Annotated in this window: 20 protein-coding genes; 16 read left to right on the plus strand and 4 right to left on the minus strand. The window is 58.5% G+C overall.

All coding sequences use genetic code 11. The annotated features are described in order from the left end of the window. Positions 1 to 185: 185 nt before the first annotated feature. Genes uxuA through uxaC form a run of 3 tightly spaced genes read right to left on the minus strand, consistent with a single transcriptional unit; the run spans position 186 to position 4155 of the window. Positions 186 to 1355 (minus strand): mannonate dehydratase, encoded by a 1170-nt coding sequence (gene uxuA, locus ABJM03_RS07085; protein ID WP_348416701.1) that lies wholly within the window; start codon positions 1353 to 1355, stop codon positions 186 to 188. Next, positions 1352 to 2749 (minus strand): mannitol dehydrogenase family protein, encoded by a 1398-nt coding sequence (locus ABJM03_RS07090; RefSeq protein WP_348416702.1) that lies wholly within the window; start codon positions 2747 to 2749, stop codon positions 1352 to 1354. The genes uxuA and ABJM03_RS07090 overlap by 4 nt, the downstream gene beginning before the upstream one ends. Beyond that, positions 2746 to 4155 (minus strand): glucuronate isomerase, encoded by a 1410-nt coding sequence (gene uxaC, locus ABJM03_RS07095; RefSeq protein ID WP_348416811.1) that lies wholly within the window; start codon positions 4153 to 4155, stop codon positions 2746 to 2748. The genes ABJM03_RS07090 and uxaC overlap by 4 nt, the downstream gene beginning before the upstream one ends. A gap of 255 nt (positions 4156 to 4410) precedes the next feature. Between uxaC and ABJM03_RS07100 the strand changes: the two genes are divergently transcribed. The 16 genes from ABJM03_RS07100 to ABJM03_RS07175 all read left to right on the plus strand — a co-directional run bounded on the left by ABJM03_RS07100 (position 4411) and on the right by ABJM03_RS07175 (position 22220). Further along, positions 4411 to 4995, plus strand: coding sequence for an ANTAR domain-containing protein (locus ABJM03_RS07100; protein ID WP_348416703.1), 585 nt, complete (start codon positions 4411 to 4413; stop codon positions 4993 to 4995). After that, positions 4992 to 6140, plus strand: coding sequence for a CmpA/NrtA family ABC transporter substrate-binding protein (locus ABJM03_RS07105; protein ID WP_348416704.1), 1149 nt, complete (start codon positions 4992 to 4994; stop codon positions 6138 to 6140). The genes ABJM03_RS07100 and ABJM03_RS07105 overlap by 4 nt, the downstream gene beginning before the upstream one ends. Positions 6141 to 6389: 249 nt before the next feature. Continuing rightward, on the plus strand, positions 6390 to 7760 hold the full coding sequence (locus ABJM03_RS07110; protein WP_348416706.1) for a CmpA/NrtA family ABC transporter substrate-binding protein: 1371 nt from the start codon (positions 6390 to 6392) through the stop codon (positions 7758 to 7760). Positions 7761 to 7929: 169 nt separating this feature from the next. Then, positions 7930 to 9012, plus strand: a complete 1083-nt coding sequence (locus ABJM03_RS07115; RefSeq protein ID WP_348416707.1) for an ABC transporter permease — start codon at positions 7930 to 7932, stop codon at positions 9010 to 9012. Positions 9013 to 9017: 5 nt separating this feature from the next. Next, positions 9018 to 10694, plus strand: coding sequence for an ABC transporter ATP-binding protein (locus ABJM03_RS07120; RefSeq protein ID WP_348416708.1), 1677 nt, complete (start codon positions 9018 to 9020; stop codon positions 10692 to 10694). Then, on the plus strand, positions 10691 to 11119 hold the full coding sequence (locus ABJM03_RS07125) for a globin family protein (protein ID WP_348416709.1): 429 nt from the start codon (positions 10691 to 10693) through the stop codon (positions 11117 to 11119). The genes ABJM03_RS07120 and ABJM03_RS07125 overlap by 4 nt, the downstream gene beginning before the upstream one ends. Continuing rightward, entirely contained in the window at positions 11116 to 13554 is a 2439-nt protein-coding gene (nirB, locus tag ABJM03_RS07130) for a nitrite reductase large subunit NirB (RefSeq protein ID WP_348416710.1), read from the plus strand. Before ABJM03_RS07125 ends, nirB begins: the two co-directional genes overlap by 4 nt. Next, the gene (gene nirD / locus ABJM03_RS07135) at positions 13551 to 13886 is read left to right on the plus strand and encodes a nitrite reductase small subunit NirD (RefSeq protein WP_348416711.1); all 336 of its coding nucleotides are present in this window, start codon (positions 13551 to 13553) and stop codon (positions 13884 to 13886) included. The genes nirB and nirD overlap by 4 nt, the downstream gene beginning before the upstream one ends. Further along, on the plus strand, positions 13883 to 16459 hold the full coding sequence (locus ABJM03_RS07140) for a molybdopterin-dependent oxidoreductase (RefSeq protein WP_348416712.1): 2577 nt from the start codon (positions 13883 to 13885) through the stop codon (positions 16457 to 16459). The genes nirD and ABJM03_RS07140 overlap by 4 nt, the downstream gene beginning before the upstream one ends. Beyond that, positions 16456 to 17391, plus strand: a complete 936-nt coding sequence (locus ABJM03_RS07145) for a glycosyl transferase family 3 (protein WP_348416713.1) — start codon at positions 16456 to 16458, stop codon at positions 17389 to 17391. Before ABJM03_RS07140 ends, ABJM03_RS07145 begins: the two co-directional genes overlap by 4 nt. Continuing rightward, positions 17388 to 18413: an NAD(P)-dependent oxidoreductase gene (locus ABJM03_RS07150; protein ID WP_348416714.1), complete on the plus strand. Its 1026-nt coding sequence runs from the start codon at positions 17388 to 17390 to the stop codon at positions 18411 to 18413. Before ABJM03_RS07145 ends, ABJM03_RS07150 begins: the two co-directional genes overlap by 4 nt. A gap of 170 nt (positions 18414 to 18583) precedes the next feature. Continuing rightward, positions 18584 to 19249: a DUF2796 domain-containing protein gene (locus ABJM03_RS07155; RefSeq protein ID WP_348416715.1), complete on the plus strand. Its 666-nt coding sequence runs from the start codon at positions 18584 to 18586 to the stop codon at positions 19247 to 19249. Positions 19250 to 19256: 7 nt separating this feature from the next. Continuing rightward, complete coding sequence (locus ABJM03_RS07160; protein ID WP_348416716.1) at positions 19257 to 19958, plus strand: ABC transporter ATP-binding protein; 702 nt, start codon at positions 19257 to 19259, stop codon at positions 19956 to 19958. Further along, positions 19955 to 21205 carry an ABC transporter permease gene (locus tag ABJM03_RS07165; protein ID WP_348416717.1) on the plus strand — a complete coding sequence of 417 codons (1251 nt, stop codon included), beginning with the start codon at positions 19955 to 19957 and terminating at the stop codon, positions 21203 to 21205. The genes ABJM03_RS07160 and ABJM03_RS07165 overlap by 4 nt, the downstream gene beginning before the upstream one ends. A 17-nt stretch (positions 21206 to 21222) precedes the next feature. Beyond that, on the plus strand, positions 21223 to 21726 hold the full coding sequence (locus tag ABJM03_RS07170) for a DUF3299 domain-containing protein (RefSeq protein ID WP_348416718.1): 504 nt from the start codon (positions 21223 to 21225) through the stop codon (positions 21724 to 21726). Further along, positions 21720 to 22220: a DUF3299 domain-containing protein gene (locus ABJM03_RS07175; RefSeq protein WP_348416719.1), complete on the plus strand. Its 501-nt coding sequence runs from the start codon at positions 21720 to 21722 to the stop codon at positions 22218 to 22220. The genes ABJM03_RS07170 and ABJM03_RS07175 overlap by 7 nt, the downstream gene beginning before the upstream one ends. A gap of 74 nt (positions 22221 to 22294) precedes the next feature. On the opposite strand, the gene ABJM03_RS07180 is transcribed toward ABJM03_RS07175, so the two are convergent. Continuing rightward, positions 22295 to 23851, minus strand: a complete 1557-nt coding sequence (locus ABJM03_RS07180) for an alanine/glycine:cation symporter family protein (protein ID WP_348416720.1) — start codon at positions 23849 to 23851, stop codon at positions 22295 to 22297. Between the last annotated feature and the right edge of the window lie 5 nt (positions 23852 to 23856).

Raw genomic sequence — 23856 nt, forward strand, 5'->3', positions numbered from 1 at the left:
AAATATGTTTTCAGGCCAATTTTCAAAGCGGTTCACGTATATTGCGTCCCCCTACCTTAGCACACCCGAGCGTTTCTCAAGGGACAATATTACTACAAACGACAAGCGAATTTTAATATTTCATTAAACTGCTGGCGTCAGGCGGCCCCTATCGAGGTTTAGCGCCGCCTTTTTCTTGCGCCCTTTCAACCGCCCAGCGCTTTAATGACACCGCGTATCTCGGCAAGCCCCCGCAAACGGCCAATCAACGGATATCCGGGGATCAGCTTGCGTGCATGATCGCTCAGCATGTGGTGGCCATGATCGGGACGGAAGGCGATTGTGTGGTCTTCGCGCCCCTGCGCACGGCGGCGCTCTTGCTCTTGCAGCAAGACAGAAACCAGCGCGACCATATCCGTATCCCCCTCCAGATGCTCTGCCTCCTCGAATGAGCCATCGGGGTCTTTGCGGACATTGCGCAGATGCGCAAAGTGGATGCGTTCAGCCACACGGGCGGCAATTGCGGGGACATCATTCACCGGATTGGCCCCAAGCGAGCCTGCACAAAGCGTGATGCCATTGGCCGGGCTATCATGAGCGGCCAAAACCCAATCGAGATCATCCCCATTTGAGACGATGCGTGGCAGCCCCAGAATATCACGCGGCGGATCATCGGGATGCACACAAAGACGCATCCCCAGCTCTTCCGCTGTGGGGATGACCTCATCCAGAAACCGTTTGTAGTTCGCCCGCAAAGCATCACGGTCGACACCTTCATAACGGGCCAGCGCGCCGCGCAGACCTTCTATGTCATAGCGATCAAAGGCACCGGGCATACCCGCCATAACCGCATTCAACAGCTCACTACGGTCCGCATCGGTTGAGTTCCGAAACCACAGAGCGGCTTTTTCCAACACCTCAGTAGGATAATCATCGCAGGCGGCCTCACGGCCCAACATATGCACTTCGAACGCCGCCATGCGCACGGCTTCGAACCGCAGGCAAGTCGCCCCGCCTGCAACCGGTGCTGCCAGATCGGTACGGGTCCAATCCAGCAGCGGCATGAAGTTATAGCAGATCGTCTTGATCCCCTCTGCCGCCAGATTGGCCATAGACTGCCGGTAGGTGCCAAACAGCCGGTCAAGATCGCCTGTGCCCTTCTTAATATCTTCATGGATCGGCAAGCTCTCTACCACGACCCACTCGAAACCTGCGGCCTTCACCTGCGCATTACGCGCAGCAATGGCCTCAGCGCCCCAGACCTCACCGTAAGGGATTTCATGCAGCGCTGTGACAATGCCCTTTGCACCGGTCTGTGCAATCTCGGGCAAGGTGATGTCATCCAGCGCGCCGTACCAGCGCCAACTCTCGATCATGGGAAACTCTCCTGTAATGTCCGGGATGCCCCTATCGCCCAAAGGCGGCGGGCTGCATCGCAGACGGGACCGCGCAGTTGCGCAGCCAAATTTTCGGGGAAGACCTCGCGCAGGGCGAGGAAAGCAGCCACGGTCTGCTCAGGCGTGAGCCCCTGCGCGGCGATTTCTTGGAAACGTGCAGCCATCGGATCACGCAGATCAATCGGCGTGCCGGTCTCATCCATGCCGTTCGCGTAGCGTATCCATGCCGCCACAGCGAGCATCAGCGCAGGCGCATCCTGCCCTGCCGCCAACCTGTCTTCGAGCGTGCCCAACAATCGCTGCGGCAGTTTTTGACTGCCGTCCATCGCGATTTGCCATGTGCGGTGATGAATGGCCGAATTGGCAAAACGCGCGAACAACGCATCTGCGTAAGTCTCAAGGTCGACACCCTCGGGAGGCTGCACCGTTGGCATAATCTCTGCCCATAACGCGCGCAGGTACCGCGCAAAGGCCGGATCGGCGACGGTAGCGGCGATGCTTTCATGTCCCGCCAGATAGCCCAGATAGGCCAGCGCGGAATGGGCACCATTGAGCATGCGCAGCTTCATGTGTTCATGGGCGGTCACGCTTTGCACCATCTCCGCCCCTGCGGCGGCAAAATCCGGCCGTTGCCCGCCAACAAAATCATCCTCGATCACCCATTGGGCGAAAGGTTCATGCAGCACAGGGGCCGCCTCCTCATACCCAAGCTCTGCGCTGATCCGCGCCACATCTGCCTGTGTGGTCGCAGGGGTGATCCGGTCGACCATTGTGCAGGGGAAACGCCCTTCGGTTTCGATCCAGCCCGCAAGGGGCGGGTCCAGCCGCTTGGCCATTTGCAACAGTAAACCACGCAGCAGCGTGCCATTGTCTGGCAGGTTATCACAGCACAGCACCGTAAAGGGCGCATGGCCCGCCGCGCGGCGCATTTGCAGCCCCCGCAAAAGATAGCCCAGCGCAGAGACTGGCAGCGGATTTTCCAGATCATGCTGAATGTCAGGGTGATTAAAATTCAGCGCCCCCGTAGCCGGATCATGGCAATAGCCTTTTTCCGTCACCGTGAGCGAAACAATCTTAACCTGCGGATCGGCCACCGCCGCCAACAACGCCTGCGGATTTTCGGGGGCGACCAGCACATCATTCAGCACCGTAATATCGCGCAGCTCTTCACGGTCGGGCGCAAGGCTTACACAGTTATAGGCCCACTCCCGCGCGCGCAGCGCATCGCGGGTATCAGGACGGCGCAGGCAGGCACCCAGAATGCCCCAATCCCCGCCAGAGGCCGCCATCGCATCAGCTACATAGACACAGCCAAAGGCGCGAAAGAATGCGCCCAATCCCAGATGCACAATACCCGTCGCCGGACGCGTCATAACCGATACGCCTTTTTGGCCAAGCCGTAAGACAGATCATAAGCAACCTCAGGCGCATCGCGCGCATCCAGCCGGCCCGTAGCAACCAGCCCCGCAAGATAGGCGCAATCCACCCGCCGTGCCACATCATGGCGTGCAGGTATCGAACAGAACGCCCGCGTGTCGTCATTAAAGCCGACAGTATTATAAAAGCCCGCCGTCTCGGTCGTCATTTCGCGAAACCGCATCATGCCTTCATAACTGTCATGGAACCACCATGGCGGCCCCAGTTTGAGCGCGGGGTAGACACCCGCCAGCGGGGCCAGCTCACGGGCATAGCTGCTTTCATCCAGCGTGAAGACAATCACCGTCAGCCCCTGCGCGCGCCCCACCGCATTCAACAACGGGCGCAATGCGTGCACATAATCCGTGCGCGCGGGAATATCGAACCCTTTGTCCCGACCAAACTGCGCAGCCACGTCGCCTGCGTGGTTGCGGGTTGAGCCTGCGTGGATTTGCAACACCAGCCCATCCTCAAGGCTCATCCGCGCCATCTCGGTCAGCATTTGACCGCGAAAGGCATCTGCCTCCTCAGGGCTAAAAGTCCCTGTACGCATTTTATCAAACAGCGCGGCGGCGGCCTCGGGAGGGAGGTCTTCGGTGCGGGCGCTCGGGTGGCCGTGATCGCTGGCTGTGGCACCTCCTACATCGCGGAAATACGCACGACGGTTGCGGTGAGCGGCTAGATAGCCGTCCCATGTGCTCGTGTCCTCTCCCGTCAGTTCTCCGAAGAGGCGCAGATTTTCGGCAAACCCTTCAAATTCAGGATCAATCACCGCATCAGGCCGGTAGGTGGTGATCACCCGCCCGCCCCAACCGCTGGCGCGGACCATCTTGTGCCAGCGCAGATCATCCAACGCGCTCTCGGTGGTTGAGAGCGCCTCAATCCCGAACCGCTCAAACAAGGCGCGCGGGAGGAACTCCTCTTGGGTTAGCTGCAGGTTAATCTGGTCATAGATACTGTCGGCTGTCTCAAGGCTCAGCCGTTCAGTGACACCAAAGACATTTTCAAACGCATGATCCAGCCAAAGCTGCGAAGGGGTCGCACGGAATAGATGATAGTTCTGCGCGAACAAACGCCAGATCTTGCGGGGATCGCTCTCTACCGCGCCGCCATCACTGCGCGGCACGCCCAATGCCTCCAGCGGGATGCCCTGCGAATGCAACATGCGAAAGACATAATGATCCGGCGTGACAAACAATTGCGCAGGATCGGGGAAGGCCTCGTTTTCCGCAAACCAGCGCGGATCAGTGTGGCCATGAGGGCTGATGATCGGCAGGTGCCTGACCTCATGATAAAGCCTGCGGGCAATCCCGCGCACATGGCCGTCCACCGGAAACAACCGGTCCTCATCCAGCACTGGCATATAACGACCCCCTCCCAAGGGCACTGCATTTTGCAGCTTTGTGTTGGTGGCACCATAGCGGTCGTGGCCTTGCACGCAAACACTCCCTGCGCCGGCACAAAATCCCGTCTGCTGAACACCGCTCGTGGCCTTGCCACCGGCGCAACCGATCCTACCGCACCACAAATGCCTAAAGAATGGACGTTCTTGAAATTACGTGTGGTTTTGAGCGCCCAAAAGATAGCCGTTGCGCTTTGGGCCGTATACCTCGGTGGCATGAGAAAAGATCTTCGTATCCTTGTTGTTGAAGCAGATAGCACCCGCGCAAAGAACATCACCGACGCGTTGCTGGACGCAGGGTGGAGCGATGTACACGCGATTGCGCAAGTGTCCGGGCTGGAACGGTCCATCGCCGAACATGCGCCCGATATTGTTTTGATCGATATGGCCAACCCTGACCGCGACACGCTTGAACATATCGGGGCCGTGTCCGACACCAAAGCACGCGCCGTTGCGATGTTTGTGGATCAAACCGATCGGGACCTGACGCAGGCCGCCCTTGCCGCAGGGGTCAGCGCCTATGTTGTCGACGGGTTGCAGATGAACCGTATCAAATCGGTGATCGAAACCGCCATCGCGCGGTTCCAGATAACGCGTCAGATGCAATCAGAACTGGAAGCGGCCAAACAGGCGCTGGAGGATCGCAAAACCATCGACCGCGCCAAGGGTATTTTGATGCGTCGCCGCGACGTGACCGAAGATGACGCATATAAATTGTTGCGCAAGACTGCGATGGATCAGGGGCGCAAGGTAATTGACGTGGCCCAGGCTTTGGTTACCGCATCGGATTTGCTGTCATGAGCCATACCGTTCTGAATTGCGGCTATGTCCCGCTAGTTGATTGCGCGCCACTGATCATCGCGCGCGAGTTGGGGTTTGCTTCCGAAGAAGGGTTAGATTTGAACCTGATCCGTCAGCCGTCATGGTCGGCACTGCGCGATATGCTTGCACTGGGGCATCTGGACGCAGCGCAAATGTTGTCGCCCCTGCCCGTGGCTATGTCGCTGGGGCTTGGTGGTTTGCCTGCGCAGATCGACAGCCTGATGGGGCTTTCCGCAAACGGGACAGTCTTTGGTGTCTCTACGCGGCTGGCCGCGGATCTGGGCCCTGTGCCTTTTGGCGACCCGCAGGCCCTGCTGCGCGCGCTTTGCGCCAATGGTCCCCGACCGCTGCGTGTGGGCGTGCCGTTTCCCTATTCTATGCACCGGTTGTTGCTGTCTTATTGGACCGCCTCTGCGCCTGATCTGCAGGTCGAAATTATCACAGTTCCCCCACCGCGTATGGCCGATGCGGTGGCCCAAGGGCACGTTGATGCCTTTTGGGTCGGAGAACCATGGGGCAGCGCCATTGTCGGGCGCAATGCAGGCACCATCGCGATGGCGGGGCGGCATGTCTGGGGCTTTGCCCCCGAAAAGGTACTGGCCGCGCGCCATGACTGGGTTGAAGAGAACCCCGATTCCGTGCGCCGCCTGATGCGCGCTATATCCCAAGCGGCGCGCTGGTTGGATATGGACAAAAACAAACCATTAGCCGTCGAAATTCTGGGCCGCAGCGAACACCTCAACCTGTCACCCGAGGTGATCGAACCTGCGGTGACCGGCGTGCTGACCTTGGCGCAAGGCGGTGCCCCGACGGTGGTCGAGCGTTTCTTGATGTTCCACAACCATGCGGCTTCCTTCCCATGGCGCAGTCAGGCGGCGTGGATCGCGGCACAGCTGGGTGCGGATGAGGCAGGCATCGCGCAGGCTAAGCAATGTTTCCGCAGCGATCTGTACCGCGCATACCTTGGCCCTATCGGCACCGACCTGCCCGGTGCCTCCGAAAAAGTCGAAGGTGCCATCGCCGAGCCGACGGCGGTTGCCTCCTCTCGCGGCGAGATGATTCTTGCGCCAGATGCTTTCTTTGACGGCAGAACCTTCGATTTCACCGCACCTAGCGGTGAATAAATGGGCAAACCTGCCATGCGGGCGCCGCAATCCATGCGGCAGTGCGGAAATTATTTGATTTCGTCCGACGCTTCATAAAACATCAATGCAACACCTCGGGCGCTGCTGCCCGAGTTCATTCCGCCAATGACGGCGGAAACCTCCCGAGAGCAAAGCCGCTCGTAAGAAACATGGAACTTTCCGTGATGCTTACGTGTGGCTTTTTTCGTTTTGCGGGCCCTGCCCATTCTAACCAACAGGACACAACTGATGATTTCAAAATTCTCCTTTGCCCTTGCGGCCACCAGCCTGATGGCCACGGCCTCATACGCTGAATTGCTTGATCTTGAAAAAGACGAGCTGACATTCGGTTTCATTAAACTCACCGACATGGCCCCGCTGGCTGTGGCCTATGAGAACGGCTATTTCGAGGACGAAGGCCTATTTGTGACCCTTGAGGCGCAGGCAAACTGGAAAGTTCTGCTGGACGGCGTTATCGACGGCCAACTGGACGGCGCGCATATGCTTGCGGGTCAACCACTGGCCGCGACAATCGGCTATGGCACCGAAGCGCATATCATCACGCCTTTCTCGATGGACCTCAACGGCAACGCCATCACGGTCTCGAACGAGATCTGGGATAAGATGAAGCCAAATGTTCCCAAGATGGAAGACGGCCGTCCACAGCACCCCATCAGCGCCGAAGCACTGCTGCCTGTTGTAGAAGAATATAAAGACGAGGGCCTACCCTTCAACATGGGCATGGTATTCCCTGTTTCCACCCACAATTACGAGATACGGTATTGGCTGGCAGCGGGTGGTTTGCAGCCCGGTTACTACTCTCCTGAAGATGTAACAGGCACAATTGGCGCGGATGTTTTCCTTTCCGTGACGCCTCCGCCACAAATGCCCGCCACGATGGAAGCCGGCACAATCTATGGCTACGCCGTAGGTGAGCCATGGAACCAGCAGGCGGTTTTCAAAGGCATCGGCGTGCCGGTGATCACCGACTATGACATGTGGAAGAACAACCCCGAGAAGGTCTTTGGCATCACCAAGGAATTCGCGGATGAAAACCCCAACACGACACTGGCTCTGACAAAAGCACTGATCCGTGCCGCCATGTGGCTGGATGAAAACGACAACGCCAACCGCGAAGAAGCCGTCGAAATCCTGTCGCGCTCCGAGTATGTGGGAGCCGATGCAGATGTGATCGCGAACTCCATGACCGGTTTCTTCGAGTTCGAAAAAGGCGACCGTCGCCCAGCGCCTGACTTCAACGTGTTCTTCCGTCACCACGCAACCTACCCCTTCTACTCCGACGCGATCTGGTACCTGAGCCAGATGCGCCGCTGGGGCCAGATTGCAGAGCCCAAGTCCGACGAATGGTTCATCGAGACCGCTAAATCCGTCTACCGCCCTGACATCTATGTTGAGGCAGCCAAACTGTTGGTTGATGAAGACTTGGCCGATGCAGCCGACTTCCCGATGGATAGCGACGGCTTCAAGGCACCGACACCAGCCGCCGACATCATTGACGGCATCGGCTTTGACGGTCGCACCCCGAATGCCTACCTCGACAGCCTGCCAATCGGCCTGAAAGGGAACCAGACGATCGTTAACAACGAAGTCAAAGGCTAACTTTCTTCCCTAAACGCCGCGCCGCAGCACTGTCCTTTGCTCAAAAAGCAGGCACGCTGCGGCGCGGAATACTTACGACATACCAAGAGTCACACACCGTACACAGCCCGTGCACAGCATGTACATCGCTGTACCGCAGCACTGTTCACCCGCCATGAGAGGCCCAGACATGACCGCTATTGACCCATCACAGTTGAACGCAGCCGAGCGCGAGGCAAAACGCGCCCGTTTGTTCACCCGCATCAACAAGGCCGACAGCTGGTTTCAGGTGCTTGGCCTTGCATGGTTAACCCCGATCCTGAAAGCCGCCGCAGGGGATAACCCGCGTGCGCAGGTCGGCGAGATTTGGCGCCTGCTGGGCGTGCCTCTTTTGGCGATTGCCATTTTCCTGATGGCATGGGGCACATTGGCCCCCAAGGTTCAAACATCACTGGGCGCGGTTCCCGGCCCTGCGCAGGTTTGGGAGCAGGCCAAAAGCCTGAATGCCGACGCCGTGCGCGAGCGCGAAAAAGAAGCCGCCTTTTATGAGCGCCAAGACGCCCGCAACGCCAAGCTGATTGCAGACGGCCAAGAAGACCGTGTCAAAGAGCGCGTCTATACGGGCCGCCCCACCTATTACGCGCAAATCTGGACCTCGATCAAAACCGTCTTCTTCGGCTTTTTGATTGCTGCCTTCATTGCGATCCCGCTGGGCATCGCTGCGGGCCTGTCCAAGACGGCCAATGCCGCGCTGAACCCGCTGATCCAGATTTTCAAACCTGTCTCGCCGCTTGCGTGGTTGCCGATTGTGACCATGATCGTCTCGGCGCTTTATGCCAGCAATGACGGCATGTTTTCCAAGTCGTTCCTGATTTCCGCCATCACGGTTACGCTGTGTTCGCTTTGGCCCACGTTGATCAACACCTCCCTCGGGGTTGCAAGCATCGACAAAGATCTGGTGAGCGTAAGCCGCGTTCTGAAGATGAACACATGGACCAAGATCACCAAACTGGTGCTGCCTTCCGCGCTGCCGCTGATCTTTACCGGTCTGCGCCTGAGCCTTGGTGTGGGCTGGATGGTTCTGATTGCTGCGGAAATGCTGGCACAGAACCCCGGTTTGGGCAAATTCGTCTGGGATGAATTCCAAAACGGCTCCAGCCAGTCCTTGGCCAAGATCATGGTGGCGGTCTTCACCATCGGGATCATCGGCTTTTTGTTGGACCGCGTGATGTATGCGCTTCAGTCCATGTTCACCTTCTCGTCGAATAGGTAATCGGTATGAGCATTCTTTCTATCAAAGACGTGAATAAGGGTTTTGGTGTCGGCACGGATCGTTCCGAAGTCCTCAAAGACATCAACCTTGAAGTCAAAGAGGGCGAATTCCTTGCCATCCTCGGGTTTTCCGGCACAGGGAAATCCACGCTGATGAACCTGATCGCGGGTTTGGAGATGCCTGACAGCGGGACATTGACCTACCGCGGCAAACCCATCACCGAGCCAGGCCCAGAGCGCGGGCTGATCTTTCAGAGCTATTCGCTCATGCCGTGGCTGACGGTGGGTGGCAATGTCGGCTTGGCCGTAGATGCGGTGTACCCCAAGCTGTCCAAGGCCGAGCGCGAAGCCAAGATCAATCACTATGTCTCGATGGTGGGGCTGCCCCATGCCATCGGGCGCCGCCCGGCCGAGCTGTCGGGCGGGATGCGCCAACGGGTATCTGTTGCGCGCGCATTGGCGATGAACCCCGAGATGCTGCTGCTCGATGAGCCTTTGTCGGCGCTGGATGCTTTGACGCGGGCCAATCTGGCGGATGAGATCCTCGAGATTTGGGAAGAAGACAAAAAGACCTGTATCCTGATCACCAATGACGTGGATGAGGCGATTTTGCTGGCCGACCGTATTGTGCCCTTGAACCCTGACGGGACATTGGCCGATCCGATCGACGTGAAAATCCCGCGCCCGCGTGACCGGATGGCCATGAACAATGACGATGTCTTCAAAGCCCTGCGCGCCCAGGTCACGAAATACCTGATGGATGTGGGCATTGAGGCGAAGGTTGAGGAAAGCAAAGCCTTGCCAACCGTCACGCCGATCCATTCGGTGCCAAAGGTTGTCGCGGATGCGCAAAAAAGCCCGATCGAAGAGCGTTATCTGACGTTTTCACAATTGCACAAGGTCTACCCCACGCCCAAAGGGCCGCTGACCGTGGTCGAAGACTTTGATCTCAAGGTCAACAAGGGTGAGTTTATCTCGCTTATTGGTCACTCGGGCTGTGGTAAATCCACGGTGCTGACGATGGCGGCCGGGCTGAACCCGATCTCCAAGGGCGCGATCAAGCTGGATGGCTGGAACGTGGAGGGGGCAGACCCCGAGCGTGCGGTTGTGTTCCAATCGCCCAACCTGTTCCCGTGGCTGACCGCCAAAGAGAACGTCGCGATTGGTGTGGACAAGGTTTATCCCAAAGCCAGCCAGGCCGAGCGTCAGGACGTGGTGGAATACTACCTAGAGCGTGTGGGTCTGGCCGATAGCATGGATAAGGGTGCGGCCTCGATGTCCAACGGGATGAAACAGCGGGTTGGTATTGCGCGGGCCTTTGCTTTGTCGCCCAAGCTGCTGCTGTTGGATGAGCCTTTTGGCATGTTGGACAGTCTCACGCGGTGGGAGCTGCAAGAAGTGTTGATGGAAGTGTGGTCACGCACCAAAGTCACCGCCGTATGTGTGACCCATGACGTGGATGAAGCGATTTTGCTGGCTGACCGTGTGGTGATGATGACCAACGGCCCGCAAGCGACAATTGGTAAAATCACGGATGTGAAACTGCCGCGCCCACGCACACGCAAGGCGCTGTTGGAGCATCCTGATTATTATACCTACCGGCAAGAGGTGCTCGATTTCCTTGAGGAATACGAGCATGGCGCAAAGCCCAAACCCAAGCCCAAACCGATTGCAGCAGAATGAGCCAGCTCTCGCCCCGCCAGATCACATTGATCCAGCAAAGCTTTGATCAGGTCAGCCCGATCCGCGATAAAGCTGCCGCCATTTTCTATGCGCGGCTGTTTGAGATCGCGCCGCAGGTCCGCCCCTATTTCAAGGGCGATATGACGGCTCAGGGAGCCAAGTTGATGGCAACATTGGGCGCTGTGGTGGTCGGTTTGGATGAACTGGACCGCATTGTGCCCGTCGCGCAATCGCTTGCGGTTCGTCATGTCGATTATGGCGTACAGCCGGAAGATTACACCCCTGTGGGCGAGGCGCTGATCTATGCCCTTGCGCAGGGGTTGGGCGCGGCATTCACAACAGAATTGAAAGAAAGCTGGATCACGGCCTACGGCATTTTGTCCGCGGTCATGATTGATGCAGCTTATCCAAAGGCAAAACAATGAAACAGAAACTAGTCATTATTGGCGCGGGTATGGCCACCGGTCGCGCGCTGGAGACATTGCTGGACAAAGCGCCGGACGCCTATGACGTCACGCTGTTCAATGCTGAACCGCGCGGCAACTATAACCGCATCATGCTGTCGCCTGTTCTGGCCGGTGACAAAACCTATGCCGAGATCGAGACCCATACAGCGCAGTGGTATGCCGAGAACGGTATCACCTGCCGCTTTGGTGAAAAGATTGCCAAAATTGACCGCGAAGCCAAGACGGTCACCGCCGAGAATGGTGATGTCTTGAGCTATGACAAGCTGATGTTTGGCACGGGCTCCAACCCGTTTATCATCCCCCTGCCCGGTCATGATCTGGAAGGTGTGATTGCCTACCGTGATCTGGAAGACACCGAGCGCATGATGGGCCTTGGGCCGGACAATAAATGTGTTGTCATTGGTGGCGGCCTGCTGGGGCTTGAGGCGGCCGCGGGTATGGCGGCGCGCGGTGTTGACGTGACCGTGGTGCATATCATGGGCCATCTGATGGAGCGTCAGCTGGATGAGGCTGCGGGGTATTTGCTGCGCAAGGCGCTGGTGGATAAGGGCATCACGGTCAAATGTTCCGCCAACTCCAAGGAAATTCTGGGCAAAGACGGCCATGTGCGCGCGCTTTTGCTGGATGACGGGACCGAACTGCCCTGTGATCTGTTGGTCATGGCCGTGGGCATCCGCCCCAATGTGGCGCTGGCCGCTGAGGCCGGTTTGGCCGTGGGGCGCGGCATCCATGTGGATGATCAGATGCTCACCTCCGATCCCGACATCCTTGCTGTGGGCGAATGTGTTGAGCATAACGGCGCGATATTTGGCCTTGTGGCACCTTTGTATGATCAGGCGAAAGTAGCTGCGCAGACATTGCTGGGCGAGGAAGCCACATTTGTTCAAAAAGAACTGTCGACCAAGTTGAAAGTCACAGGCTGTGATTTGTTCAGCGCGGGTGATTTTGCCGATGGCGAAGGGCGCGAAGATATCGTGTTCCGCGATCCGGCACGTGGCGTTTACCGCCGTTTGGTGATCGAAAACAACGTGGTCATTGGCGCGGTGATGTACGGCGATACCGCCGACAGCAACTGGTTCTTTGGCCTGATCCGCGACAAGACCGACATCTCGGACATGCGCGATACGTTGATCTTTGGCCCTGCTTATCAGGGGGGCACCCCCTTGGACCCGCTCGCAGCCGTTGCAGCCTTACCGCGTGATGCGGAGATTTGTGGCTGTAACGGCATTTGCAAAGGACAGATCGAAGACGCGATTGCAGCCGGTTCCACGGACCTTGCAGCGATAAAAGCGACAACCAAAGCCTCGGCTTCTTGCGGGACCTGCACAGGTTTGGTGGAGCAGGTTCTGGCCGTCACGCTGGGCGATGATTTTGTGCTGCCTGCTGCCGCCGGCATTTGTGGCTGCACCGATATGACCCATGAAGACGTGCGGCGCATGATTAAATCACAGCGTCTGACCTCGATGCCTGCGGTCTGGCAGGAGTGTGGTTGGAAGACCCATGAAGGGTGTCACGTCTGCCGCCCCGCGCTCAACTTTTATCTGCTGGCCGATTGGCCGCTGGACTATCAGGATGATCCGCAAAGCCGTTTCATCAACGAGCGCAAGCACGCAAACATCCAGAAAGATGGCACATTTTCGGTTGTGCCGCGTATGTGGGGCGGGATCACCACCCCGAACGAGCTGCGCGCGATTGCCGATGCTGCCGACAAATACATGGTGCCAACCGTCAAAGTCACCGGCGGCCAGCGCATCGATTTGCTGGGCGTGAAGGGTGAGGATCTGCCCGACATCTGGAAAGACCTCAATGACGCTGGCATGGTATCGGGCTATGCTTATTCCAAAGGTCTGCGCACGGTGAAGACCTGTGTGGGCACGGATCACTGCCGCTTTGGCACCCAAGACAGCACCGGCCTTGGCATCAAGCTTGAGAAAACCCTGCATGGGTCATGGACGCCGCATAAGCTGAAGCTGGCTGTGTCGGGCTGCCCGCGCAACTGCGCGGAATCGACCTGCAAAGACATTGGCATCATCTGCGTCGACAGCGGCTACCAGATCAGCATCGGCGGTGCCGCTGGCATGGACCTCAAAGAGACCGAAGCGCTGGTGCAGGTGCCCACCGAGGATGAAGCCATTGAGGTGATCAAGGCGGTGACACAGCTTTACCGCGAGAACGCCAAGTATCTGGATCGGGTCTATAAATGGATGGGCAAGGTCGGGCTGGATTGGATCAAGGAACGTACGGTCGATGACCTCGAAGAGCGCGCCGCATTGGTTGAGCGGTTCGAGCTGAGCCAGAGTATCTATCGCCATGATCCATGGGCCGCTCATATCGACGACAAATCCGAAAGCTACAAACCACTCGCAAATTTGAGCATGGAGGCCGCAGAATGAGCAGCTGGGTAGATATTGCCGCATTAGAAGATGTCCCTCAGCGCGGTGCGCGGGTGGTCAAGACAGCGCAGGGATGTGTCGCCGTGTTCCGCACAGCGGGTGACGAGGTTTATGCGCTCAACAATTCCTGCCCCCACAAGGGCGGGCCCTTGGCAGAGGGCATCGTCCATGGGACGTCTGTGACCTGTCCCTTGCACAATTGGGTGTTTTCCCTTGAGACGGGACAGGCTCAAGGCGCAGATGAAGGTCAGGTTGCCACCTACCCCGCCCGCGTTGTCGCAGGCCGGATCGAGCTGGACGCGGATTTCCTTGCCGCGCGGACAGCGGCATGAGCCTCACGCGGACCACCTGCCCCTATTGCGGCGTTGGCTGTGGCGTACTCGCCGGAGCGGATGGCACGATTAAAGGCGATCCCGAGCACCCCGCCAACTTTGGCCGGTTGTGCTCCAAAGGGTCCGCGTTGGGCGAAACCATTGATCTGGAGGGGCGGTTACTGCACCCTCAGGTCGATGGGAAACAGGCCGATTGGAACAGTGCCCTTGATGCTGTTGCAACGGCTTTTAGCGATGCGATCCGCGATCACGGGCCTGAAAGCGTGGCGTTTTATGCCTCGGGGCAATTGCTGACCGAGGATTACTATGTGGCCAACAAGCTGATGAAGGGTTTCATCGGCGCGGCCAATATCGACACGAACTCACGCCTGTGCATGGCTTCCTCTGTGGCGGGGCACAAGCGGGCCTTTGGCACGGATACGGTGCCGGGCACTTACGCCGATCTTGAAGAGGCCGATGTGATTGTGCTGGTGGGGTCGAACCTCGCATGGTGCCATCCGGTCCTCTACCAGCGCATCGCAGCTGCAAAAGAAGCACGGCCCGAAATGCGGGTGATCAACGTTGACCCGCGCCGCACAGCGACCTGCGATCTGGCGGACATGCATCTGCGCATTGTACCGGACGGAGATGTGGCGCTGTTTAACGGGTTGCTCACCTATCTGGCCAATCACGGGCATTTGGATACAGACTATATGGCCGCCCATGTCAGCGGCTTTGTCGCAGCACTTGAGGCCGCGCGCGCAAGTGATCCTTTGGAATCCGGGGCCAACCCTGCTGATATCACACAGTTTTACCGCCTCTGGGCCGACACACCGAAGGTTGTGACGGTTTATTCCCAAGGGGTGAATCAATCCGCTTGTGGCACTGACAAGGTCGCTTCGATTATCAATTGCCATCTGGGCACTGGCCGTATCGGCAAGCCCGGTGCGGGACCGTTTTCCGCCACAGGTCAGCCCAATGCGATGGGAGGCCGTGAAGTTGGCGGGTTGGCAAATATGTTGGCCAACCATCTGGATATTGAAGATGCCGCCCACCGCGAAGCTGTGCAAACATTCTGGAACAGCCCTTCAATTTGCACCCAAGCGGGGTTGAAGGCTGTTGATCTGTTTGAGGCTTGTGCCTCGGGCAAGATCAAAGCCCTGTGGGTGATGTCGACCAATCCGGCCGTGTCGATGCCGGATGCGGATAAAGTGGCGCAAGCGATCAAAAACGTACCCTTTGTTGCGGTCTCAGACATTATGGCGCGCACGGATACGGGCGATCTGGCCGATGTGTTGTTGCCAGCGGCCGGTTGGGGCGAGAAAGACGGCACAGTCACCAACTCCGAGCGGCGCGTGTCACGCCAACGGGCGTTTTTGCCGAAACCCGGCTCTGTGCGGCCCGACTGGCGGATCATCAGCGATGTTGCCGCGCGCATGGGATTTGCCGAGGCGTTTGACTACACCAGCCCTGCTGATGTCTTTGCGGAATATATAGCCCTTGATGCGGCTGTGCGGCCCTTTGGGCGCGATCTGGATCTGAGCATTTTTGCGGATGCGGATTACGCCTCTCTGGTGCCAACGCAATGGCCGCAGAACGACAAACGCTTCTTTGCCGATGGTCAGTTTTATCACGCCGATGGCAAAGCACGGATGCTGCCAGTGCAGGCACCTGCCCTCGCGCAGAGCGGTCTGACCCTCAACACCGGTCGCAACCGCGACCAGTGGCACACGATGTCGCGCACGGGGAAATCACCTAAATTGGGTGCGCATCTGGCTGAGCCTTATCTGGAGCTTCATCCAGAGGATGCCGCCGGGCTTGGCGTGGTTCACGGTGATCTTGTGGAGGTGGATAACCACTTTGGACAGGCGATCTTGCGGGCCGTGGTCACCGATCGCGTGGCGCTGGGGCATCTTTTTGCTCCGATCCACTGGACCCGCCAGACAGCGCGCGGCGGGGTGATCAACAGTCTTGTGCCGCCAGTGACTGATCCATTTTCCGGCCAACCTGCGCTTAAGCGTGGACAGGCCGAGGTCCGTTTATTTGCGGCCAAATGGTACGGGTTCATGGCCTGCGAACAAAAACCAAGCCCGCAAACGTCCTATGGCGCCATTGCCCGCACCGCGACAGGGTGGCAGGCAGAAACAGCCGGCATCGACGCACCATGCGATTGGGTCGCCTTTGCGCGCAGTATGGCAGGACTGCCCGACGCCGAAGCCTCTGTTTTCAACGATACTGCCGGGGGTACGCTGCGCATTGCGCTGACCGAAGGCGGCACCATCCGCGCCGTTTTCTACACCGCGAAAGAACCTGTCGTCTTGTCACGCAGTGCCGCAATCAGCCATATTGGGACTCAAACCGCGCCGCTGGCCGCATTGGCCGGGCGCATGGGGCAGGATCAACCCGATCCCGGCACGATTGTCTGCGCCTGTTTCAATGTGGGGCAAAATACGCTTATGGATGCGATTAACGCGGGGGCACGCACGGTGCCTGCACTGGGTGACATTACATACGCCGGCACGAATTGCGGCTCGTGCAAACCCGAACTCGCCCGCCTACTGGCACAAAACAGCCTGCCTGTGGCAGCAGAATGACGCTTGCGCCATTTGTCCGTATCGTGGCCCAAGGTAAGGGGCGTGCACGGGCGCTGAGCCTGAATGAAGCGCATGAGGCCATGACCGTCATCCTTGAGGGCCGCGCCGCCTCTGAGGCCGTGGGCGCATTGTTGATGGTATTGCGGTTGCGCGGCGAAGAACCTCAGGAGATCGCCGGCTTTACCGCCGCGCTGCGGGACCATGTAGAGGGCGCGTTGCCACCTGCCGATCTGGACTGGCCCAGCTATGCCGCAGGGCGCAGCCGTGGTGCGCCGCTGTATCTGTTGGCCGCGCGGTTGGTGGCCCAAAGCGGTGTGCGCATTTCGATGCACGGGCATAACGCCTATCAAAACGCAAAGCTCAGCACGCAAGACATCCGCGCGCTTGTAGGGCCGCAGGTCCGCTATGACCCGCTTGCCGCGCTAAGCCAGACCGCCTTTGAGCTATTGGATTTGCGCGCGGTTCTTGGCCTGCGATCGTGTTTCAATACCGTGTTGCGCATGTGGAATCCGTCACAGGCCCCTGCCACGGTGCAGGGTGTGTTCCACCCGTCCTACCGCAGCCTCCAAGCGCAAGCCGCCGAAATGTTGGGGCAAAAGACCCTAAGTATCATCAAAGGCGGCGGCGGCGAGTTCGAGCGGCATCCGTCCAAGGACATCATCTGTTTTGGCCTGCGCGAAGGCCTGCATATACAGCAAACAGCCCCCGCGATCTTAGCAGAGACGCGGCGTTTGCATGATGTCGATGATGTTGTTGATCCGGTTGCCCTTTGGGAAGGACAGCTGCAAGATCCCTTTGCCGAGGCCACCGTGACAGGCACCGCAGCGCTTGCGCTTTGGACAGTTGACCCGACGATGACCATGGCGCAAGCCCAAGTGCGCGCGCAGCAGCTTTGGGCCGCCCGCGCTCAGGTCGTGGAGATGGATGCATGAAAACCTTTCCGATGTTTATCCAGATGGCAGGCCGGCGCGTTGTCATTGCCGGCGGGGGTGAACAGGCCGCCCAGAAGACGCGGCTGCTGCTCAAGACCCAAGCACAGATTGTAGTGCATGCCGACACACTCGACAGCGAGTTGTCCGCGCTGGCCGCATCAGGGCGGATTACGCATCAGCGCGGTGCCATTGTTGCAGATGATTTTGCAGATACGGCGTTGGTATTTATCGCCACGGGATGTCCGGCCGCGGATGCGGCACTTCATGCTTTGGCCAAATGCACAGCGGTGAATGTGAATGTGGTGGATCAACCGGCGTTATGTGACGTGATCACCCCGTCCATTGTGGACCGTGATCCGGTGGTTGTGGCCATCGGCACCGAAGGGACCGCACCGGTGTTGGCGCGTCAGATCAAAACGCAACTCGAACAGGTGCTTGAGCCGAACCTTGGCGATTTGGCCGCCTTGGCGGGTCGCTTGCGTGACAGTGCAGCCATGCGGCTGGGCCCGCGTCTGCGGCGGGATTTGTGGCGTTGGGTGTTTGCGGACGCCCCGCGCCGGACCCATGCGCGCGGCGCTTTACGTGAGGCGGCACAGATGATCAAACAGGCCATCGCCACAGGTGAATTCGGACAGCAGGCCGGTGGCAGTATCGCTGTGGTAGGGGCAGGCCCCGGCGGCAAGGATCTGATCACTTTGCGTGGTGTACAACGCCTTCAGGAAGCGGATGTTATCTATTACGAGCCTTCCGTTGACACCGAGGTGCTGGAACTCGCGCGGCGCGATGCCGCACGGGTTTTAGTCGGCGATCAGGCCGGATGCGAAAGCTGGCCCCGTGCAAAAACCATGCAAACATTGATTACAGCCGCCCAAGACGGCGCGCGCGTGGTATATCTGGGCAATGGTGATCCACGCAGCGATATCGACACACGGGCGCTATTCGCTGAAGATATCGCCGTAGAGATTGTTCCCGGGGTTGCCACGGCTGGCGAGAGCTTTGACAAAGCGCAGCAGCACGGCTGAGCTTTGGGGGGCGGCAGGCGTGGCGCTTGATTACAAAGATGTATTCCCGGCCGCGGCATTCGCACTTTACATGCCCCCCGCTTTGGCAGTTATCTAACCCCGTGTAACCTACCTACCCGCAGCGGGAAACCCGTGCGATCCATGCCCCATGTTTTCGAAGGATCCGATTGATGAAATTCACCCCTATCCTCGCAGCTTGCGCTGTTGTCGCCACGCCTCTTGCGGCCCAGGAAACACGGCATCTAGGTGCCCATGAGCACGGTGTAGGGCAATTGGACATTGCCATTGACGCAGGTCAGATCGCTATGGCGCTGCATGCGCCGGGTGCTGATATTGTCGGTTTTGAATATGCAGCCCAAAGCGCCGAAGACACAGCGAAAGTCGAAGATGCGATTGCCTCGCTCACCCAACCCCTACAGCTTTTTGTGATACCGCAGGCCGCTGGATGTGAAGTGACACAGGCCAGTGCCGCGCTTGAGAGTGAAGGCGGTCATGACGAGCATGATCACGATGCCCATAAAGATGAACACGGGCACGACGACCACGATCATGACGCCCATAAGGATGAACACGGGCACGATGACCACGATCACGATGCACATGAGGATGAGCACGGGCACGACGAGCATGCGGCAGAAACAAGCCATACCGAATTTGCCGCCGAGTATCTGTTGACCTGCACCGCACCGCAGGCTGCAACGAACATCACATTTGCCTATTTCGACGCCTTCCCGAACTCTGTGAAGGTCAATGTACAGGTCGCCTCTGCGAGTGGCGCGCATGCCTATGAGGTGACACGTGACGCGCCGTTTCTGGATTTAAGCGACGATTTGTAATACTGTCATGGTCTCAACACCTGCCATTCTGGAACTTCGCGATGTGCGCTACCGTTGGCCGGGGCAAAACACATTCGGGCTGCATGTGCCCGAGTTGAACCTTGCACCGGCCGAGACGGTTTTGTTGTTGGGCGAAAGCGGGTCGGGCAAGTCCACGCTGCTGTCGTTGATCTGCGGCACGATCATCGCGCAGGCAGGGCGAGTTTGTGTGGCCGGTGACGATATTGCGGCCCTATCGGCCGGAAAGCGCGACAGGTTTCGCGCCGAACAGATCGGGTTGATATTCCAGCAATTCAACCTGCTGCCGTTTGCCAGCGTGCGCGATAATATCATGTTGCCGCTGCAATTTGCCCCACAGCGCCGCAAGCGAGTGGCTGATGCCAATCTCGAGGTCGAGAGGCTGTGCCGCGCATTGAGCCTGCCCGAGGGGGTCACCTCGGCCCGCGCAGGCGCGCTGAGCGTTGGTCAACAACAGCGCGTGGCCGCCGCGCGTGCGTTAATCGGGACACCACCGCTCATCATCGCGGATGAGCCGACTTCGTCATTGGATGCCGCCAGCCAATCGACGTTTCTGGAGCTGTTGTTTAACCAGTCACGTGCCCATGGCACCACCTTGCTGATGGTCAGCCATGATGCGCGGCTGGCCGGACAATTTGACCGCGTGATCGAAATGACAGATATTGCGCAACCCCTAGGAGCCGCAGCATGATCGCGCGGCTGGCCTTTTCGTCTTTACTGGCGCGTGCGCTTACGGTGGGAATGACCATTCTGGCAATTGCGTTGTCGGTCTCCCTGTTTCTGGGCGTGGAAAAGATACGCACCGGGGCCAAGGCCAGTTTTGCCGACACGATTTCGGGTACTGATTTGATTGTGGGCGCGCGGTCCGGTTCGGTGCAATTGCTTTTGTATTCGGTGTTTCGTATCGGCAATGCCACCAACAACATGACGTGGGAAAGCTATCAGGACATTGCCGCGCGGCCTGATGTTGACTGGATCGTGCCGATCTCGCTAGGCGATAGTCACCGGCAATTTCGCGTCATGGGCACCACGCCCGCCTTTTTCGAGCGTTACAAATACCGCTCTGGGCAATCGCTGGCGGTGCGCGAGGGCGCTGTCATGGAGGATTTGTTCGATACCGTGATCGGCGCGGATGTGGCCGAAACGCTTGGCTATAGCGTCGGGGATCCGATTGTCGTGGCGCATGGGCTGGCCTCATTTACCGAGCATAAAGACCAGCCGTTCCGCGTGTCAGGGATACTTGAAAAGACCGGCACGCCGGTAGACCGCACGGTGATCGTCAGCCTTGAGGCGATTGAGGCGATCCATGTGGATTGGCGCAGTGGTGCGCAAATTCCGGGCCAGTCGACCCCGCCTGATGTCATCAGGCAGATGGATTTACAGCCCCAAGCCGTGACTGCGGCGCTGGTTGGGGTGAAAAGCCGGCTTCAGGTATTCGGCCTTCAACGGGCGATCAATGATTATCCGCAAGAGCCGCTGTTGGCCATTCTGCCCGGTGTGGCGCTGCAAGAGCTGTGGCAGATCGTGGGCATCGCCGAGACGGCCCTGATCGGCGTTTCGGCCATGGTGGTCGTTACTGCGTTGATCGGAATGATGGCGACCATCTTCTCAAGCCTGAACGAACGGCGGCGCGAGATGGCTATTTTCAGGGCCATGGGCGCACGGCCGCGGGTGATCGTTGGGCTGTTGGTGCTGGAGGCTGCGCTGATGGCGGCCATTGGTGCGGTGCTGGGGCTAGGCGTTGTTTATGTTGCTTTATGGCTGGGCCAACCGCTGATCGACAGCGCCTTTGGTCTGTGGCTGCCGATTGAGCCGCCGACCCTGCGCGAGCTTTGGGTGTTGTTGGGCGTGGTCGCCGCTGGCGTAATTGTGAGCATGGTGCCTGCGGTCAGAGCCTACCGCATGTCGCTGGCTGATGGTATGATGGTCCGCATATAGATCGAAAGGTTCAGTAGATGCACATCTCACGCCGCCACTTGATTACCACTGCCGCCGCTGGTGCGGCGCTTCCGCAGGCTGTCTTTGCCCGCGGCGCTAAAGAAATCGGTTGGGACGATCTGATTCCCGCTGGTGTCCCCTACTCCGAAATTATCGGCGAAGGTTACATGGATGAGCGCAACGATATCTGGCTGCCGGTGTTTGACGACAACGCGACCAAACTGAACCCGACCCTGAACGGGGCCTATATCAAAATGCCCGGCTTTATCATCCCGATGGAGCAATCGACCGCAGGGGTAACCGCCTTTGTGTTGGTGCCCTATGTCGGGGCCTGCTTGCACACACCGCCGCCACCCGCGAACCAACTGGTATTTGTGACATCGAAAAACCCATGGCCCTCGAACGACCTGTGGGCACCTGTTTGGGTCACCGGCCAGATGCGCCACGAAGTCCAGACCACCGAGGTGGCCGAAACCGGCTATGTGCTTACCGCAGATGAGATGGAGGTCTACGAATGGTAAACAGGCGGCATCTGATTGCCCTGCTGGGCGCAACGGGTCTGGCCCCGCGCCTCGCCTGGGCCAAGGACTATATCGATCTGAACTGGACCGATCTGATCCCCGAAGGCGAGGTCGCTGCGCCGCCCGGTATCGAAGCGCTGATGCCCCATGACGAGACCATGGCAATGTCCGTGCGCCAGCCCCCTTCCAGCGGGGTGCGCAATGACTGGAACGGTGAGGTTGTGCGTATTCCGGGCTATATCGTGCCGATTGATTATTCCGGCACAGGTGTGACCGCCTTCATTCTGGTGCCCTTTGTCGGGGCCTGCGTACATGTGCCGCCGCCCCCTGCGAACCAATTGGTGTTTGTGACCACTGCTGACCCTTACGAGAGCTCTGGCATGTTCGAGGCGGTCAATGTTGTGGGCATGTTCGGCACGGCCTCTACCTCGACCCAATTGGCCGATATCGGCTATTCGCTGTCTGCCGACCGGATCGAGCCCTTCAAACGCTAGGCTTCCCGCCCTATTCCGAATGAAAAAGGCCACCGTAGATACGGTGGCCTTTCGCATTTCATATTATCCGCGTTTTAATGCGTGAACTTTTTGATCTCGCCTGATTTCAGGCGCGCGCTGTAGGATGCCAGCTCGGCCTTGACGACTTTCATCAGGAAATAGAGGCAGAAGATGTTGACCACCGCCATGGCAAAGATCGCCGCATCGGAGAAGTCGATAACAGGGCCCAGGCTTGCTGCCGCACCGATAACGATGAAGATGCAAAATATGACCTTGAACACCAGCTCAGTCATTTTGCCTTCGCCAAACAGGAAGGTCCATGCCTTGAGCCCGTAATAGGACCACGAGATCATCGTCGAGAAAGCAAACAGGATCACCGCCAGAGCCAGCACATAAGGGAACCAGCCGATGGCCGATCCGAATGCCGCAGAAGTCAGTGCAACGCCGCTGGCATCGCCCACAGTTGCGATAGCTGTGCCTGCTTCGTTGAGGACATAGTTGCCTGTCGCAGGGTCGATGATCAGCTGTTGCGAGATCACAATAACCAATGCGGTCATGGTACAGATCACCACTGTGTCGATCAGCGGCTCAAGCAGGGACACAAAGCCTTCGGTGATCGGTTCGCTGGTTTTAACCGCCGAGTGGGCAATGGCAGCAGAGCCGACGCCCGCCTCATTCGAGAAGGCCGCGCGTTTGAAGCCCTGGATCAGCGCTCCGACCAGACCACCGGCAACGCCAAGCCCGGTAAAGGCACCCGCAAAGATCTGGCCAAAGGCCCAACCGATCAGGTTGTAGTTAACGATCAACACAACAAGAGCCGCACCGACATAGAGTATCCCCATGAAAGGTACGATCTTTTCGGTGACACGCGCGATGGATTTGATACCGCCAACGATTACCGCAAACACGACACCTGCAAAGATGACGCCGGTAATCCAGCCCGGAAAATCGCCAGTGATCTGGGTGATTTGTGCGTGGGCTTGGTTCGCTTGGAACATATTGCCACCGCCGAAGGCACCAAGGATACAAAAGATCGAGAACAGCACCGCAAGGATTTTACCGCCCGGCAGACCCAGCTCGTCAAAGCCCTTAGCGATGTAATACATCGGGCCACCGGACACAGAGCCGTCGGGATTTTCGTTGCGATATTTCACACCCAATGTGCATTCGGTGAATTTGGACGCCATGCCCAGAAGCCCTGCGAGGATCATCCAGAATGTAGCCCCCGGCCCGCCGATGCCCACAGCCACCGCAACGCCTGCGATATTACCAAGGCCCACAGTGCCCGAAAGCGCCGTGGCCAGCGCCTGAAAGTGGCTGACTTCGCCAGCGTCTTCGGGATCGGAATAGTCGCCTTTTACCAGACTGATGGCATGGCCGAAAAAGCGGAACTGAACGACGCTGAAATAGATGGTAAATACGGTGGCACCGATAACAAGCCACATCACGATCCAAGGGAAATTCGTGCCCGGGATCGACATAAAAATAAAGTTCACAAACCAGCCGGTAGCGCCGGCAAAGGCTGCATTAACACGCTCATCAAGTGATGCAGCGGCCTCTTGGGCCTGTGCGGGCAGCGCAACAGCCATAAAGGCCAGCGTCGCGCAGATGATGGAATAAACTCGGGTCATTTTGC

Origin of the sequence: Sulfitobacter sp. (assembly GCF_039977885.1) — a bacterium.
Taxonomy (GTDB): Bacteria; Pseudomonadota; Alphaproteobacteria; order Rhodobacterales; family Rhodobacteraceae; genus Sulfitobacter.

Bases quoted from the DNA above. Each gene is read 5' to 3' on its own strand.
- ABJM03_RS07100 (WP_348416703.1), top strand. From the start codon at position 4,411: ATGAGAAAAGATCTTCGTATCCTTGTTGTTGAAGCAGATAGCACCCGC.
- ABJM03_RS07120 (WP_348416708.1), top strand. From the start codon at position 9,018: ATGAGCATTCTTTCTATCAAAGACGTGAATAAGGGTTTTGGTGTCGGC.
- ABJM03_RS07175 (WP_348416719.1), top strand. From the start codon at position 21,720: ATGGTAAACAGGCGGCATCTGATTGCCCTGCTGGGCGCAACGGGTCTG.
- ABJM03_RS07180 (WP_348416720.1), bottom strand. From the start codon at position 23,851: ATGACCCGAGTTTATTCCATCATCTGCGCGACGCTGGCCTTTATGGCT.
- ABJM03_RS07090 (WP_348416702.1), bottom strand. From the start codon at position 2,749: ATGACGCGTCCGGCGACGGGTATTGTGCATCTGGGATTGGGCGCATTC.
- ABJM03_RS07170 (WP_348416718.1), top strand. From the start codon at position 21,223: ATGCACATCTCACGCCGCCACTTGATTACCACTGCCGCCGCTGGTGCG.
- nirB (WP_348416710.1), top strand. From the start codon at position 11,116: ATGAAACAGAAACTAGTCATTATTGGCGCGGGTATGGCCACCGGTCGC.
- ABJM03_RS07160 (WP_348416716.1), top strand. From the start codon at position 19,257: ATGGTCTCAACACCTGCCATTCTGGAACTTCGCGATGTGCGCTACCGT.
- ABJM03_RS07145 (WP_348416713.1), top strand. From the start codon at position 16,456: ATGACGCTTGCGCCATTTGTCCGTATCGTGGCCCAAGGTAAGGGGCGT.
- ABJM03_RS07165 (WP_348416717.1), top strand. From the start codon at position 19,955: ATGATCGCGCGGCTGGCCTTTTCGTCTTTACTGGCGCGTGCGCTTACG.
- ABJM03_RS07115 (WP_348416707.1), top strand. From the start codon at position 7,930: ATGACCGCTATTGACCCATCACAGTTGAACGCAGCCGAGCGCGAGGCA.
- ABJM03_RS07155 (WP_348416715.1), top strand. From the start codon at position 18,584: ATGAAATTCACCCCTATCCTCGCAGCTTGCGCTGTTGTCGCCACGCCT.
- uxuA (WP_348416701.1), bottom strand. From the start codon at position 1,355: ATGATCGAGAGTTGGCGCTGGTACGGCGCGCTGGATGACATCACCTTG.
- ABJM03_RS07150 (WP_348416714.1), top strand. From the start codon at position 17,388: ATGAAAACCTTTCCGATGTTTATCCAGATGGCAGGCCGGCGCGTTGTC.
- ABJM03_RS07105 (WP_348416704.1), top strand. From the start codon at position 4,992: ATGAGCCATACCGTTCTGAATTGCGGCTATGTCCCGCTAGTTGATTGC.
- uxaC (WP_348416811.1), bottom strand. From the start codon at position 4,155: ATGCCAGTGCTGGATGAGGACCGGTTGTTTCCGGTGGACGGCCATGTG.
- ABJM03_RS07125 (WP_348416709.1), top strand. From the start codon at position 10,691: ATGAGCCAGCTCTCGCCCCGCCAGATCACATTGATCCAGCAAAGCTTT.
- ABJM03_RS07140 (WP_348416712.1), top strand. From the start codon at position 13,883: ATGAGCCTCACGCGGACCACCTGCCCCTATTGCGGCGTTGGCTGTGGC.
- ABJM03_RS07110 (WP_348416706.1), top strand. From the start codon at position 6,390: ATGATTTCAAAATTCTCCTTTGCCCTTGCGGCCACCAGCCTGATGGCC.
- nirD (WP_348416711.1), top strand. From the start codon at position 13,551: ATGAGCAGCTGGGTAGATATTGCCGCATTAGAAGATGTCCCTCAGCGC.